The following is a 14,198-nucleotide window of genomic DNA, read 5'->3' as shown; positions in this document are numbered from 1 at the left end:
CCGTGCGGGCGGGGTCGAAGTGGCGGGAACCGCTGCAGCCGTGGGGGTATGAATTCCCGAGGACCTGTATGTACAGGTGGGCGCCAGGTAACCGGACCAGGGCCCGGACAGAGCCAGCTCCCTCGGATTTGCTTAAGGCCACTGGAATTATCCCATGTCACGAGAAGAGCAGAAGCCCGCCACCGAAAGACGTAGGCCCATGCCCCCGCTTGAGCAAGGGGCGGCATCGAGAAATCGTGGCAGGGGTGAGCGTTGCCGGGGACGGACTTTCATGGGAGGGGCGCGGCCGGCGGCCAGCGGCGGAGCCTCCGGCGGGAGTTTTCTCGCCAAGATGAGGGGGATTTACAGATGTTCCTTCTTTGTTCATATTTCAACCATGGCGGATGATCTCTTCACGGTGGAGCTGAAACCCGGGCAGGTATTGGCCCGGGGGGTGTGCCGGCACCTGCTGAGCCTCGATTTCGTGAGCGTGGAGGAGCTTGTGCCGGAGCGGGGGCTGCGCGTCGACGTGATGGCGCTGGGGCGCAAGGGGGAGATCTGGGTGGTGGAGTGCAAATCCTCCCGCGCGGATTTCCAGGCCGATCAGAAATGGCAGGGCTACCTGCCCTATTGCGACCGGTTCTTCTGGGCGGTGGACGAGTCCTTTCCGGTCGAGCTTCTGCCTGAGGGGACCGGGTTGATCCTGGCCGACGGCTATGACGCGGAGATCGTGCGGATGGCGCCGGAGGAGAAGCTGGCGCCGGCGCGGCGCAAGGCGATGGTGGCGAAATTCGCGCGCCACGCGGCCCTGCGGGCGCAGCAGGTGCGCGATCCGGGTGCGCGGCTGTCCTGGGGGTGATCCTGTCGGACCTCGGGACCAACCGTTGTGGCCGGCCGGGCCGGTCAGCCCTTCTTGCGGCCCAGCCTGCGGGCGGCCTTGGCGGCGGCCTGGATTTCCTCGGCGATTTCCTCGGCCTCTTCGGGGTCGAAATCCATCGGGATCTCGAGACCGCCGGCGGCCTCGACAAAAATCCGCACCATGCCCTTGTCGGTGGGGCCGATCTGAATGTTCGCCTCGATGTCGCTTTCCGTGTCGATGCCCATGGCCTGCCCTTTCCAGTGATCGGGGTCATATCGCGTCAAGGGGCTTGATTGGCAAGGGGGCCGGCGCGAGGATAAGCCATGGAAAAGATCACCCTGCGGCCCTTCGATCCTGACGACACCGAGTGGCTGGTCACACGCCATGCGGAGCTTTACGCCCTGGACGAGGGATTCGACGGCACCTTCGGCCCGCTGGTCGCCGGGATCATCGCGGATTTCGTCGCCGGGCACGACCCCGCGCGAGAGGCCGGCTGGATCGCCGAGCAGGACGGTGCGCGGATCGGATCGGTGTCCTGCACCAAGGGCAAGGACCCGGCCTCGGCCCGGCTGCGGCTGTTCCTGATCCTGCCGGAGGCGCGGGGGCAAGGCCTGGGGCACAGGTTGCTTGACCGCTGCATGTCGTTCGCGCGGATCGCGGGCTACACCCGGATCGAGCTCTGGACCCACGAGAGCCACCGCGCAGCCTGTGCGCTCTATGCCAAGTTCGGCTGGCGGCTGGTCGACAGCCACCCGGTGCGGTCCTTCGGCGTGGACCTGATCGAGCAGAGCTGGGAGATCGACCTGTGACCGCACGGCTCAGGCCCGGCGGGGCCCCACGATCCGCCGCCCGCCGTGACGTTCCCGGGTTGCACGGCCCGCCGTGATCTGGCATAGCCTGCCCGCGCGGGCGGCTTTTCAAGGCCTCTGTCAGGGCCGGCATAGCTCAGTAGGTTAGAGCGCTTGATTGTGGATCAAGAGGTCCCCCGTTCGAGCCGGGGTGTCGGTACCACCGCAACGCAACAGATAGACAGGTCAGACAGCGCTGGCACGCTTTAGCGGGTTGGCTTTGACGCGCCGCTATGGCAACAGGCGCTTCGCGTCGACCGCAGGCTCCGCAGATGCCCGTGGCAACCGGGCCCGTCCGGCCAGCCCCTCGGGACCGGCGACCGCGACAGACGCGCGGAGGACAGAGCTTGACGCAACGCCCGATGACCAGAGAGACGATCCGCAGCGGGCTCGTGGACGCGATCACGGCGGACCGGCAGGACGAGGCCGCAAGGTTGCTTTCCGGCATCCGCAGCGGCGAGCTGGTGTTCGAGACCTGGCGGCTGGTCCATCTTTATGACGGCCTCGACCAGGCCAAGCTGAGCGACGAGATGCGGCTGAACCTCGCCCATACGATCATCGCCGCGATCCCCGCCCGCTACAACCTGGTGCTGCGGATCACCGCGCCGATTCTCAAGACCCACGGGCGCGATTGGGCGCAGGAGTTCCTGCTGGCCCTGCAGCGGCGGATCGAAACGCTGGCGCCCTCGCTGGTGATGGGGCTGACGCAGCCGGACGACGTGATCATCGAGGAGCTGCTGCCTGACCAGACCGCCCGCTATCGCGCCACCCCGACCCATGCGCTGATCTCGCGGGCCTGGGCCGCGTTCTGCGATGGCGGCCCGATCGCCGATGCCGACCTGGAGGCGCTGGAGGCCCTGCGGGAGGAGGATTACGAGACCTACATGATCGTGGAGCGTCCGGTCCGCGACATACGCACCACCAGGGACCTGCGCCTGCCCTGGAAACGCCGGGGGCTCGGCCGGATGATCGGGCCGCTCAAGGCGGCGATGGGGCTGTCGCGCTGGCAGGGCTGGAGCAGGGCCAACCCGTTCGCGCTGCACGACAGCATCCTGCGCCGCGGGGACCTGGCCCTGCCGCTCGAGGGGGTGCCCCGGATCCGCTACACCGATTGCCTGCTGAGCTTCGACCGCGTGGTCTATCAGTTCGACCGGCCCTGCCCCTGGCTGCTGGTGACCGGGGGGCGCAGCGGGCGCCTTGTGGGCGCGGTTCTGCCGGGCCAGGGCATCCTGATCAGCCTCGGCAAGTCCCTGCAATACGCGATGAAACCCACCAACGTGGCGCGGACCCTGGCCGCCGCCCTCGAACGGCGCATCCGCCAGGGCCGGCTGCCGGCGCGGGCGCAGGGTTACGGCCGCAAACGGGTGATCGCCTGCGTTGCCGGGACCGAGAATTTCGCCCACCAGATCTGGGAGAGCCTTCCGGGGCTGGAGCGTGCCATATCCGATCCGGACCTGAACCTGCCCGAGGTCCTGCGGTTCTATGGCACCGAGTTCTTCGGCCCGGTCGAGACGCTGTTTCCGGAGCTAGCAGATTGCACGGTGGAAAAGCTGCCCAACCGGGGTGTGAACCGGCACGATCTGGTGCCACAGACGGATATCCTGGTGAACCTCGGCTCGAAATTCGTGACCGAGAGCCTGCTGCGACGGATCAACTGGCTGTCCGATGTGGACGCGCAGAAGACCCCCCGCGTGCGCGAGATCCGCGCCGGCCTCGACGGGCGCGGGCCGGTGGTCTGGCTGGGGGCGAGGGCGAACGACAAGGACTGGACAGGTCAGTTCGACGGCTTCCTGAGGATCATGGAAGCGGTCCGCGCCCGCTGGCCCGAGGCGCGGTTCCTGCTCGACGGGTTCAGCTATCCCTCGGGCACCGACCGGATCAGCCATCGCTGGACGGGGTATATCGAGGCGGTGAACGGCCTGATCGACCGGCTGATCGCGGCGGGGCCCGCCGGCGCCGTCGCCTCGGTCAGCGGGCTGACGCTGAACGAGGCGATCTCGACCGCGCAATGGGCCGATGCCTATGTGGCGCCGCTGGGGACGACGCAACACAAGATCGGCTGGTTCACCGAGGTCGAGGGGGTGATCTATGCCTCCGAATCCTGGAGCGACCACGTCAACCTCTGCCGGGTGCCGGGCGAGCCTCTGGGCGGCGTCTACCGCAACCCCGAGGTCGTGCTGGGCCGGCCCGCGGGCGGGAACCCGGCGCAGAAATCCCTGCATGACAACCGCCAGAACCTGCAATCGGTCGAGGTGGATGTCGAAGAGATCCTGAGGATCCTGATGGCCCAACTCGACCGGCGCGAGGCCCGCGGCTGGTCCGTCACCACCGCCCGCTGGTAAGACGCCCCCGGGGCGCAAGGGGCCGGGTCAGAGCGGCCGCCACATCTCGATCGCCGGAAAGGCGATGCCGGGGGCGAGCGGCACCATCGCGGGCCCGATGCGGGCAAAGCCCATGGCGGCATAGAATGCCTCGGCCGTGCGGGTGGAGTGGCAATGGAGCCCGGTCACCCCGGTCGCCCGGGCCGCATCGAAGGCGGTCTCGAGGATGGCGCGGCCGATGCCGCGGCGCAGCTCCCGGTCGTCGGTCACCATGTGGCGCACATGCGCAACCCCCGGCGCGGTGCCGCCGGCGCCCGGGCCCCTGGCGGTCCAGCCACCCGCGCCCAGCAGGCGCCCCGCCTCCTCGGCCACGTAGTAGCTGCCCGAGGCCAGCAGGGCCGGCTGCGCCCGCGCGATGAGGGGGATCGCGGTCACCAGGACCGATGGCGGATAATCCGCGCGCAGCAGCCGCGGATAGGCCCGCGCGAAAAGCGCATCGAGTGGCGCCAGGTCAGAGCGCCGCGCCTGCCGGACAACGAACATGACCGCCCTCTCCCCCCGATGAAAAGCTCGCGATGAAAAAGAAGATGAAAAAGAAAACGGGGCCGCGCTGTGGTCAGCGCGGCCCCGTTTCGTCCGTCCCGAAAGGCAGATTACTTGATCTTGCCTTCCTTGTACTCGACATGCTTGCGCGCGACCGGGTCGTACTTCCGTACGGCCATCTTCTCGGTCATCGTGCGCGCGTTCTTCTTGGTGACGTAGAAATGCCCGGTCCCCGCGGTGGAGTTCAGGCGGATCTTGATGGTGGTCGGCTTCGCCATGGTCCAGCTCCTGCTCCGCAGGCCATTGGCCCACGTGAAATCCGTTGAAGCCCGCCTTTTAAGCCAGACGGCCCCACTGTCAACCGGATTCGCCCGATTTCGGCCCACCCGTCCCCTCTGTGCCAATGGCTAGCCGAGGCCCCCGGCCGGACCTTCCCGTCCGACAGCCAGCCCGTTTTCTTGATGATGCGGGTGCGTGATGCCGGGAGACGGAACACGATGACCGCGTCGCGCCCCGAACGGAAGCAACACCCATTCCGGAGCATGAACAGGCGTCCGCACCCATTCTGGTTGTGCAACGCCGATGGCGCCAAAATGTCGGGCGCATGATGAGTATTGCCGGTAAATGCCTTTGCGGCGCAGTCACGTATACTGCCGATCGCTCGCCCGTCATCGTTGCTCAATGCCATTGCGAAGAGTGTCGGCGACTGAGCGGGACGGGCCATACCGTAGGTGCCATGTTCCGTGCTTCCCAAGTCGCCGTGACGGGAAAACTGGGCGAATTCCGCTACGTGTCCGATCGTGGGTCCGAAGTGACCAGGGCTTTTTGCGTCAATTGTGGGAGCCCGATTTACGGGAAGAACACGCGGTCGCCGGATCATCTGACACTGTCGCTTGGCACCATGGACCAGGCGACGGGGCTGGACGTCGAGGTTGTCATATTCGAACGTGACAAACCTCATTGGGATCGTGTCGGAGAAGACGTCGTTTCCTGCGCGACCCAACCGGATTGGATACCGGACAGCTGAGCCGCCCGAGGCGCGGGGCCTCATTCGGTTGGCAGCTCCATCCCACCAGGCCGACCTCAACGGTCGAAGGCTCCCCCGAGGTTTCCTCGGGAGCCATGATGAGACATGGCAGCTTGCCGACGAGGAGGTCGACGCCACGCCACACCATGAAATGCAAAGGGCGGACCGCCGCCCCTTCATCTTGGCAGGAAAACTCCCGCCGGAGGCGTCCACACACCGGCCAGGGGGCGGGAGATTTGCGCGGACGACCTGTAAGCCGGATTCTGTCCCCCGGGGGTCGCCCCCCGGATGGATGACCATTCCTCTGAGCGCGAGGTTGCCCCCGCGCCTCCAGCTGCCTACCCGGGCCTCTCGGGTCAGGCGTCCCTGCCGGGCTTGCACCCGGCACGAGGCCCCTATTCGGCATTGCTCCCGGTGGGGCTTGCCATGCGGCCCCGGTTGCCCGGCGCCCGGTGGGCTCTTACCCCACCGTTTCACCCTTACCCCGGGCGAGCCCGGGGCGGTCTGTTCTCTGTGGCGCTATCCCTGGGGTTGCCCCCGCCGGGCGTTACCCGGCACCGTGCCGTCTTGGAGTCCGGACTTTCCTCCGACGCGTTTCCTGGGAAACCCGCCAGCGGCCATCCAGCCATCCGCGCAAGGACCTGCTATGCGCCCGTGTGCGGGGCGTCAACCGCGGGAGCCTCCGGCGGGAGTTTTTGCGCCAAGATGAAGTTGAAGATCAGGACGGCTTGACCGGGAACCGGGCCGCGAGATCCTCGGCCACCTGCAGGTCGGTCGCGTCGAAAGCTCCTGCCCCGGGGCGGAAGCGTTGGCGGAAGGCGTCGAAGACCACCATCGCCTGGCTGCCGCGATAGCCGAAGGTCGTCAGCGCCGCCATCAGGCGGGCCTGGCGCTCGGGTGTCGCGACGAAGGCCGCCGCCGGCGGGGCCGGGTCGGGTTCGGCCGTCGTCGGCCAGACCGCGAGGCCCGCGCGGGCGAGGCTCTGCCAGGGGAAATGCGGGCCCGGGTCGCGCTTGCGGCCCGGGGCCATGTCGGAATGGCCGATTACCCGCTCCGGCGGGATGCCGCGGCGGGCGAGGATATCCGCAAGCAGGGCGCGGAGCGCATCGATCAGGGGGGCGGCGAAGGGGATGTCGCCGGAATTGTCGAGCTCTATTCCAATGGAGCGCGAGTTCACGTCCGTCACCGGCCCCCAGGCCCCTGCGCCTGCGTGCCAGGCCCGCTGTGCCTCGTCCACGAGCTGGATCACCGTGCCGTCGCGGTCCACCAGGTAATGGCTCGAGACCGCGTGTTCAGGCGCACAGAGGCGGTCCCGGGCCGCCGCGCAGCTGGCCATGGCGGTGTAGTGCAGCACGACCATGTCCGGCGCGGCCCCGTCGCGCCGGGGGCCGAAGTTCGGCGAGGGGTGCCACAGCGCGGGCGGGGCCGACACGCCCACCCCCGCGCCTAGCTTCCCCGCGCCGCGCGGAACGGGGCCGGGTCCCAGCCGCAGGCGAAGCCGTCGCCGTCGGGATCGAGGCCGAGCCGATCGGTATCCGGCCCGCCGCGGGTCAGGAAGTCGCGCTGTGCCTCGTCCGGCGTCCGGTAGGCGGCGCAGTTGCGCTGAAACCGGCTCTGGCTGGGGGCGAAGCGCTGGTAGACGCGCTGGCCGCGGGCATTGGTCGTCTGCAGCGCATAGGCCACGATGTTCGGCCCGGTCTCGCCGCTGCGTTCGGGCACCCCGCCGCCGACCACCTGGTAGGCCGCCGCCGCCTCGGCGCGACGGCGGGCGTCGCCCTCGATGCTGCGGCGGTCGGAGACCGCGCCGAAGTCCTGCTCGTCGGACAGGCCGGGATTGTTCACAAGCACCGGGGCGGCGTTGCCGGGCGTGGCCTCGACCGCGCCGGCACGGCCGGCCTCGGCGAGGGTATCGCGCTGGGGTGGGAACCCCAGTGGCAAGGTGCCGGGGCCCGCGATGGGCCGCGCCGCGCCGGCGGTTGCCGACAGTGGCGCATCTGTGCCGGACCCAGTCCCCGCCCCGGTCCCTGCCGCCGCGCGGCTGGGCTGCGGGCCGATGCCGACGGCCGCCAGTTCCTCGGCGGTGATCGCGGCCCCCTGCCCGCCCGGCGCCGGCGTGGCCACGGGCGCGGATTGATAGGTCTCGTAATCGCCGAACCCCACGCCCTGACCGCTGTCAGGCACGGGCTGGGAACAGGCGCCCAGCATGACGAGCACCCCGGCCGTCGTCAGTAAACCTCGCATCGCAGCGTCCAATCGCAGGTCATCAAAGCCCGCGCTTTACCACCACTTTGTCGGTTTGGAAACGAATCCTGCGGCCTGTTCCAGCGCATAGGCGGTATTGAGCAGATCGCCTTCGTCCCAGGGCCGCCCGATCAGCTGCAGGCCCAGCGGCAGGCCCTGGCGGTCGAGGCCCGTGGGCACCGCGATCCCAGGCAAGCCCGCAAGGTTGACCGTCACCGTGAAGACATCGTTGAGATACATCTGCACCGGGTCGGCATCCGTCATCTCGCCCAGGCCGAAGGCCGGCGACGGGGTGGCGGGGGTCAGGATCGCGTCGACACCGGCGGCGAAGGCCTCCTCGAAGTCGCGCTTGATCAGGGTGCGGACCTTGCGGGCGCGGTTGTAATAGGCGTCATAGAAGCCCGCTGACAGCACGTAGGTGCCGACCATGACCCGGCGCTTGACCTCGGCGCCGAAGCCCTCGGCGCGGGTCTTCTCGTACATTTCGACGATGCCGTCACCCTGGGCCAGCCTGGCGCGGTGGCCATAGCGGACCCCGTCGTAGCGGGCGAGGTTGGAGGAGGCCTCGGCCGGGGCGATGACGTAGTAGGCGGGCAGCGCGTATTTCGTGTGCGGCAGCGAGATGTCGACGATCTTCGCCCCGGCATCGGCCAGCATGGCGCGGCCCTCGGCCCAGAGCGCCTCGATCTCGTCCGGCATGCCGTCCATGCGGTATTCGCGGGGGATGCCGATGGTCTTGCCGCGAATGTCGCCGGTCAGCATCGCCTCGAAATCGGGCACGGGCAGGTCGGCGGAGGTGCTGTCCTTGGGGTCGTGGCCGCACATGGCGCGGGCCATGATGGCGCAATCGCGCACGTCGCGGGCCATCGGTCCGGCCTGGTCCAGCGAGGAGGCGAAGGCGATGATCCCCCAGCGCGAGCAGCGGCCGTATGTGGGCTTCAGCCCGGTGATGCCGGTGAAGGCGGCGGGCTGGCGGATCGAGCCGCCGGTGTCGGTGCCTGTCGCGCCAAGGCAGAGGTCGGCAGCCACGGCCGCGGCCGACCCGCCCGACGAGCCGCCGGGCGTCAGGCTGCGGTCGTCGATCTTCCAGGGGTTCACGACGGGCCCGTAGGTCGAGGTCTCGTTCGAGCTGCCCATGGCAAACTCGTCCATGTTGAGCTTGCCCAGCATCACCGCGCCCGCGTCGCGCAATTGCGCCGAGACGGTGGATTCGTATTCCGGCTTGAAGTCGTGGAGGATGTGGCTGGCGGCCTGGCTCTCCACGCCCTCGGTGCAGAACAGGTCCTTGATGCCGAGGGGGATGCCGCAGAGATCGGGGGCATCGCCGGCCTTGATCCGCTGATCGGCCGCCCGCGCCCGCTCCATCGCGATCTCCGGCGTCCTGTGGGCGAAGGCGTTCAGCGCGGAGGCCCCGTCGATGGCGGCGAGGCAGGCCTCGGTCAGTTCCACGGCGGTCACGTCGCCCTTGCGCAGGGCGTCGCGGGCATCGGCGATTTTCAGGGTGTTGAGCGTCATTCGACCACCTTTGGCACGGCGAAAAAGCCCTCGCGGGCGTCGGGGGCGTTGGACAGGACCTTGGTCTGCTGGTTGCCGTCGGTCACCACGTCGTCGCGGCGCGCGAGGCGCATGGGCTCGACCGAGACCATGGGCTCGATGCCGTCGACATCGACCTCCTGCAGCTGTTCGATGAAGCCCAGGATCGTGTTGAACTCGGAGGCGAGCGCGGGCAGCGCGTCGTCCTCGACCTTGATCCGGGCGAGATGCGCGACCTTGCGGGCTGTCTCGATGTCGATGGACATGTGGAATTCCCCTGATTGACCGGCCTTGCCTCTACCCTGCCCGCTGGGCGCCTTCAAGCATGTGGCGGCGGTAGATCTCTATCATCATCGGCAGCAGGACGGCGTTGAGGCTGTGCCAGAGGAAATGGGTGCCGAGCGGGAAGACCTCGCAGAGGATCAGGTCCAGCGAGCGGACCGAGATCGACGTGGACAGGAGCGCCGCGCCCGCCACGAAGCCGGCCGCGGTGGCCCGGTTGCGGCGGGCGACGATCGGCGCATAGACCAGCAGCAGGATCGGCACGGTCCAGTAGAAATCCGAAATCCGCAGGAAGGCGATCCGGTCCAGCAGCGGCACGGCGACGGCGGCGTACGGAAAAAAGCCCGCAGTGGCGAAGCCCGCCCGCCACCACAGCATCCGCAGCACGTCCCGGTTCACGGCGAAAAGGTAGATCAGGATGAAGATGCCGATGGGCGCGGTATCGGCGGCCGAGGCCCAGGCGGTGGCGGTGGTGTGGAACAGGAAGGAGCCGATGGCAATGAGGCCCAGCATGACCGACAGGGCGGTGGCCAGCGGCAGGCCGTCGCGGCGGGTGCGGGCGAACATCAGGATGGCGCCGGCCAGGTAGAGCCCGTTCGTGAGCGCGTTCAGCGGCTCGGACCAGAAGGTGAAATCAGTCCGCTCGCAATAGGCGTCGATCTGTCGGGTCCAGTCCATCTGGCGGTGCGTCTATTCTCTGCTAGGGTTGCGGAAACAGCATCATGGAGGAACACGATGAAGATCACATGGCTCGGACACGGCTCGTTCCGGATCGAGATCGGCGATCAGGTGCTTTTGATAGACCCGTGGCTGAACGGCAACCCGGTGTTTCCGGATGCCGAGCGGGCCGGCGCGATCGCGGGCGCGACCCATATCCTGCTGACCCATGGGCACGGAGACCACGCGAGCGAGGTCCTGGCCATCTCCGAGGAGACCGGGGCGCCGATCTGCTGCTGTCACGAATTGTCCGAATTGTGGATCGGCCCGGCCGGCGGCAAGGCCATCGCCTTCGGCAAGGGCGGAACGCTGGCGCTTGGCGATGTCGCGGTGAGCATGGTCCACGCGCTCCATTCGTCATCGCTCGATTTCCTGGAGGATCCGCCGCCGGCTGGCTCGGAGGCCGGCTTCGTGATCCGCGGAGAAGGTCACGCGATCTATGTTTCGGGGGACACGGACGTGATGTCGGACATGGAGCTGATCGCCCGGCGCTATGCGCCCGACATCGGGATCCTCTGCGCGGGGGGGCATTTCACCATGGACATGGACGGGGCGGCCTTCGCAGCCAGGACATTCTTCAATTTCAAGATGGTGATCCCGTGCCACTACGGGACGTTTCCCTTGCTCGCCCAATCCGCAGACACCCTCGTCGCGGCCCTCCCCGACATCGACGTCCGCACGCCTGCAGTGCTGGAAACAGTCGAAATCTAGACGCTCCGATGGCGTCGAGGCCCAGAAAATTCGCGAATTTTCTGTCCGATTATTCGCGAATAATCGGGGTCCAGGCGGAAAGCGTGGCGAATCTCCAATGCCGGGTCTAGTGTGCTTGCATGCTGGAGCTACAAGATATCGCCTCGCAGGCCTTTCTCAAGGTCGAGCGATCCTTGACGGGACGGCGCTGGGTCGGCCCCGGCGTCAGCCAGGAACGCGCCGCCGAAGCCATCGCCCAGACAACGGGTCTTGCCGCGCCGCTCTGCCGGCTGCTGGCCCGGATCGGGGTGGCGCCGGACGAGGCGTCTGCTTACCTCGCCCCCTTGGTGCGGGATCTGCTGCCGGATCCAAGAAGCTTGCGCGACATGGAGGCCGCGACCGCACGCTTCCTCAAGGCGGTACGACAGCGAGAGCGCATCGCGATCTTCGCCGATTACGACGTGGACGGCGGCGCCTCCGCGGCGCTGCTGCTCGACTGGCTCTCCAGGATGGGGCACCGCGCCACGCTATACATTCCCGACCGGATCGACGAAGGCTACGGCCCCAACCCGCCGGCCATGGCCGCGCTGGCCGAGGCCCATGACCTCATCGTCTGCGTCGATTGCGGGACCCTCTCGCACGAGGCCATCGCCGCCGCCCGAGCGGCCGACGTGCTTGTCCTCGACCACCACATGGGCGGCGAGACCCTGCCTCCCGCGCTTGCCGTCGTGAACCCCAACCGGCAGGACGAAAGCGGTGATCTTGGCCATCTCTGTGCCGCCGGGGTCGTGTTCCTGATGCTGGTCGAGGCCGGACGACAGCTCCGCGGGGCCGGCGCCAAGGGGCCTGACCTGATCGCCATGCTCGATCTCGTGGCGCTGGCCACCGTGGCAGATGTCGCCCCGCTGGTCGGCGTCAACCGCGCATTCGTCCGCCAAGGGCTCGCCGTGATGGCCCGCCGGCATCGCATTGGCCTCGTAGCACTGGCCGATGTCGCCCGGCTGGATACCGCCCCCAGCGCCTATCACCTGGGCTATGTCCTGGGCCCCCGGGTCAACGCGGGCGGGCGGATCGGCGCCGCCGACCTCGGCGCCCGCCTGCTGGCCGCCGCCGACCCGCACGAGGCCGCCGCCCTCGCCGAACGCCTCGATGCGCTTAACACCGAGCGGCGCGACATCGAGGCGGCGGTGCGCGACGCCGCCCTCACCCAGGCCGAGGCCCGCGGGCTCGACACGCCACTGGTCTGGGCCGCCGGAGAAGGCTGGCACCCCGGGGTTGTCGGCATCGTTGCCGCCCGGCTGAAGGAGGCCACCAACCGCCCAGCGGTCGTCATCGGGCTCGACGGCGACGAGGGCAAGGGCTCGGCCCGATCGGTCGCCGGGATCGACCTGGGCGCCGCGATCCAGCGCCTGGCCTCCGAGGGCCTGTTGCTCAAGGGCGGCGGGCACAAGATGGCCGCCGGGCTCACGGTGGCCCGCGACCAGCTGGAGCCCGCGATGGCCCGCCTGGCCGAGCTTCTGGCCCGCCAGGGCGCCGGCAGCATCGGCCCCGCGGACCTGCGTGTCGACGGCTTGCTGATGCCTGGGGCCGCAACGGTCGAGCTCGTCGAGGCCCTCGAGACCTGCGGCCCCTTCGGCCAAGGCGCCCCCGGTGCCCGGTTCGCCTTCGCCGACATGGCGGTCGCACGGGCACAGGAAGTCGGCACCGGCCATCTCAAGGTGGCCTTCAAGGACGGGCTCGGCGCCCGGCTGGAGGCGATCGCCTTCGGAGCGCTGGACACCCCGATGGGTCAAGTTCTGATGGCCCACGGCGGCGCGAGGTTTCACGTCGCGGGCCGGCTCGAGATCAACACCTGGAGAGGCCGCCGTAGCGTCCAGCTCAAACTCGAGGACATCGCTCCGGCCTGACGGGCTCCACCTACCGCTGTCGCTTCGCAAAGGGGTGAGAAAACGTCACGAATCCTCTTGCACCGGCAAATTGGTTTGGCTAGACGACGGTCCACGGCAGCGTGGCCCGTTCGTCTATCGGTTAGGACGCCAGGTTTTCAACCTGGAAAGAGGGGTTCGATTCCCCTACGGGCTGCCACTATTCTCTGTAAGTATCTAAAAATAAACAGAAATACGAGGTCGCCGCATCTCGTTATACCCCTCCTTATACACTACAGCTTGTGGCGCGATGGAGTGTTTCCCTTTCGCGTGTCAGGTCACGGTTGGCGGTACGGTGATGTGCTGGGCACTGCTCTGCCTCCGTCAGGCGGATCGGCACGGCCAACATCGCTTGGTTTGGCTGTAGCGCGACACCCTACCTCGACTTAGTATAGTTGCAGCTAAGCTGAAGGAGTTTGGGTAGTGGCCAGACATGAACCTTGGGCGCGCCCAGAATTCAGCGCTATTCCCAATCGACCGGGCGACCGGGAAGCGGAGCCTCTTTACGCGGCACTCGGTCATGCCGTTTCGGACTGGGAGGGAGTAAACGCAGTGACCGCTGCGCTTCACCGTGCGCTTTTGTTGGACGATGACCGCGACTCTTTCGAGTCGGCAGAAATCGAAGCGTTTGGCGGGCTGAACAACGTCCATCGGCGCGCAAAGGAGCTATCAGATTTGTCCAAGGGTTTCTTTGGCGCAGCGTTCGGCGACCAGCAGGACGAGGCGAACGAAATATGTAAAGAGATTGCATCGTTACTCGCAGCCTATCGCGGATGGGCCGAACGTCGGAACGATCTGGCGCACGGCTATGTAACGCGGGCCGATGGGCCAGATTATTATCAAGAAGATCAACCAATCGTGGCGACTTATGCGCTGTGCCCTTCTCACGCAAGAATACCTAAGTGGCCGTTTGGGGAACCAGATTACAACTACGTTGCGGAAGATATTTCAAGTTTTGCCGCAGCTTTTCGCGCGCTCGACATTGAGATAGAGGCAATGGCCAATCGCATTGAAAACCTTCGACCCTATCGGTTGGGGACTTGATGGAAGGCGGCGCGGCTCAGGCGGGTTTGTTAACTCTCGGCGCGTGCTGGCGCGCAAAATGCTAGGCTCAGGACTCATAGCCAAAAGATCACGGTTGCGGCGAGAGCAATGGCCGAGAGGAAGACCTTGGGACTTCTGTCATAGCGCGTGGCGACGCGCCTCCAGTCTTTCAAGCGTCCGAACATGATC

The 14,198-nt window shown here is 67.5% G+C and carries 15 protein-coding genes, 2 tRNA genes, 2 other RNA genes and 1 pseudogene; 9 read left to right on the top strand and 11 right to left on the bottom strand.

Features of this window, described 5'->3' with window-relative positions:
* Positions 1–22: 22 nt before the first annotated feature.
* A non-coding RNA gene (gene ssrS / locus ROA7023_RS25800) (6S RNA) lies at positions 23–178 on the bottom strand.
* Between the two features lie 198 nt (positions 179–376).
* Between ssrS and ROA7023_RS09410 the strand changes: the two genes are divergently transcribed.
* The gene (locus tag ROA7023_RS09410) at positions 377–838 is read left to right on the top strand and encodes an MmcB family DNA repair protein (protein ID WP_085878769.1); all 462 of its coding nucleotides are present in this window, start codon (positions 377–379) and stop codon (positions 836–838) included.
* Between the two features lie 44 nt (positions 839–882).
* On the opposite strand, the gene ROA7023_RS09405 is transcribed toward ROA7023_RS09410, so the two are convergent.
* Positions 883–1,083: a DUF6324 family protein gene (locus ROA7023_RS09405; RefSeq protein ID WP_085878768.1), complete on the bottom strand. Its 201-nt coding sequence runs from the start codon at positions 1,081–1,083 to the stop codon at positions 883–885.
* A 78-nt stretch (positions 1,084–1,161) separates the two neighbouring features.
* Between ROA7023_RS09405 and ROA7023_RS09400 the strand changes: the two genes are divergently transcribed.
* The 3 genes from ROA7023_RS09400 to ROA7023_RS09390 all read left to right on the top strand — a co-directional run bounded on the left by ROA7023_RS09400 (position 1,162) and on the right by ROA7023_RS09390 (position 4,028).
* Complete coding sequence (locus tag ROA7023_RS09400) at positions 1,162–1,647, top strand: GNAT family N-acetyltransferase (protein WP_085878767.1); 486 nt, start codon at positions 1,162–1,164, stop codon at positions 1,645–1,647.
* Positions 1,648–1,772: 125 nt separating this feature from the next.
* Positions 1,773–1,849, top strand: a tRNA-His gene (locus tag ROA7023_RS09395).
* A 184-nt stretch (positions 1,850–2,033) separates the two neighbouring features.
* Positions 2,034–4,028, top strand: a complete 1,995-nt coding sequence (locus tag ROA7023_RS09390; protein ID WP_159458472.1) for a hypothetical protein — start codon at positions 2,034–2,036, stop codon at positions 4,026–4,028.
* 27 nt (positions 4,029–4,055) lie between these two features.
* On the opposite strand, the gene ROA7023_RS09385 is transcribed toward ROA7023_RS09390, so the two are convergent.
* Together ROA7023_RS09385 and rpmG are read right to left on the bottom strand one after the other, a co-directional pair.
* On the bottom strand, positions 4,056–4,550 hold the full coding sequence (locus ROA7023_RS09385) for a GNAT family N-acetyltransferase (protein ID WP_085878765.1): 495 nt from the start codon (positions 4,548–4,550) through the stop codon (positions 4,056–4,058).
* A 110-nt stretch (positions 4,551–4,660) separates the two neighbouring features.
* A complete protein-coding gene (gene rpmG, locus ROA7023_RS09380; protein WP_028093607.1) occupies positions 4,661–4,828 on the bottom strand; it encodes a 50S ribosomal protein L33 in 168 nt (55 codons plus the stop codon).
* Positions 4,829–5,154: 326 nt separating this feature from the next.
* On the opposite strand from rpmG, the gene ROA7023_RS25660 reads away from it, so the two are divergent.
* Positions 5,155–5,577, top strand: coding sequence for a GFA family protein (locus tag ROA7023_RS25660; RefSeq protein WP_370739212.1), 423 nt, complete (start codon positions 5,155–5,157; stop codon positions 5,575–5,577).
* Positions 5,578–5,813: 236 nt separating this feature from the next.
* Here the strand turns inward: ROA7023_RS25660 and rnpB are convergent.
* From rnpB to ROA7023_RS09345, 6 genes are all read right to left on the bottom strand, one after another.
* Positions 5,814–6,210, bottom strand: an RNA gene (gene rnpB, locus ROA7023_RS09370) — RNase P RNA component class A.
* Positions 6,211–6,295: 85 nt separating this feature from the next.
* On the bottom strand, positions 6,296–6,937 hold the full coding sequence (locus tag ROA7023_RS09365; protein ID WP_085878944.1) for an N-acetylmuramoyl-L-alanine amidase: 642 nt from the start codon (positions 6,935–6,937) through the stop codon (positions 6,296–6,298).
* Between the two features lie 86 nt (positions 6,938–7,023).
* Positions 7,024–7,818, bottom strand: coding sequence for a hypothetical protein (locus tag ROA7023_RS09360; protein WP_085878764.1), 795 nt, complete (start codon positions 7,816–7,818; stop codon positions 7,024–7,026).
* Positions 7,819–7,854: 36 nt separating this feature from the next.
* Positions 7,855–9,333 (bottom strand): Asp-tRNA(Asn)/Glu-tRNA(Gln) amidotransferase subunit GatA, encoded by a 1,479-nt coding sequence (gene gatA, locus ROA7023_RS09355; RefSeq protein ID WP_085878763.1) that lies wholly within the window; start codon positions 9,331–9,333, stop codon positions 7,855–7,857.
* Positions 9,330–9,617, bottom strand: a complete 288-nt coding sequence (gatC, locus tag ROA7023_RS09350) for an Asp-tRNA(Asn)/Glu-tRNA(Gln) amidotransferase subunit GatC (protein WP_085878762.1) — start codon at positions 9,615–9,617, stop codon at positions 9,330–9,332. Before gatC ends, gatA begins: the two co-directional genes overlap by 4 nt.
* A 31-nt stretch (positions 9,618–9,648) precedes the next feature.
* Complete coding sequence (locus ROA7023_RS09345) at positions 9,649–10,311, bottom strand: ceramidase domain-containing protein (protein ID WP_085878761.1); 663 nt, start codon at positions 10,309–10,311, stop codon at positions 9,649–9,651.
* Between the two features lie 57 nt (positions 10,312–10,368).
* Between ROA7023_RS09345 and ROA7023_RS09340 the strand changes: the two genes are divergently transcribed.
* The 4 genes from ROA7023_RS09340 to ROA7023_RS23760 all read left to right on the top strand — a co-directional run bounded on the left by ROA7023_RS09340 (position 10,369) and on the right by ROA7023_RS23760 (position 14,009).
* The gene (locus ROA7023_RS09340) at positions 10,369–11,061 is read left to right on the top strand and encodes a metal-dependent hydrolase (protein WP_085878760.1); all 693 of its coding nucleotides are present in this window, start codon (positions 10,369–10,371) and stop codon (positions 11,059–11,061) included.
* Positions 11,062–11,180: 119 nt separating this feature from the next.
* Complete coding sequence (recJ, locus tag ROA7023_RS09335; RefSeq protein WP_085878759.1) at positions 11,181–12,947, top strand: single-stranded-DNA-specific exonuclease RecJ; 1,767 nt, start codon at positions 11,181–11,183, stop codon at positions 12,945–12,947.
* Positions 12,948–13,050: 103 nt separating this feature from the next.
* Positions 13,051–13,125, top strand: a tRNA-Glu gene (locus ROA7023_RS09330).
* Positions 13,126–13,388: 263 nt separating this feature from the next.
* A complete protein-coding gene (locus ROA7023_RS23760) occupies positions 13,389–14,009 on the top strand; it encodes a hypothetical protein (RefSeq protein ID WP_143535503.1) in 621 nt (206 codons plus the stop codon).
* 74 nt (positions 14,010–14,083) lie between these two features.
* Here ROA7023_RS23760 and ROA7023_RS23755 read toward each other — a convergent pair.
* Positions 14,084–14,198, bottom strand: a pseudogene (locus ROA7023_RS23755) (IS5/IS1182 family transposase); the annotation flags it as partial.

Source organism: Roseisalinus antarcticus, assembly GCF_900172355.1.
Classification (GTDB): Bacteria; Pseudomonadota; Alphaproteobacteria; order Rhodobacterales; family Rhodobacteraceae; genus Oceanicola; species Oceanicola antarcticus_A.
The sequence above is the reverse complement of the archived record's forward strand: the minus strand, read 5'-3'. Positions and strand labels throughout refer to the sequence as shown.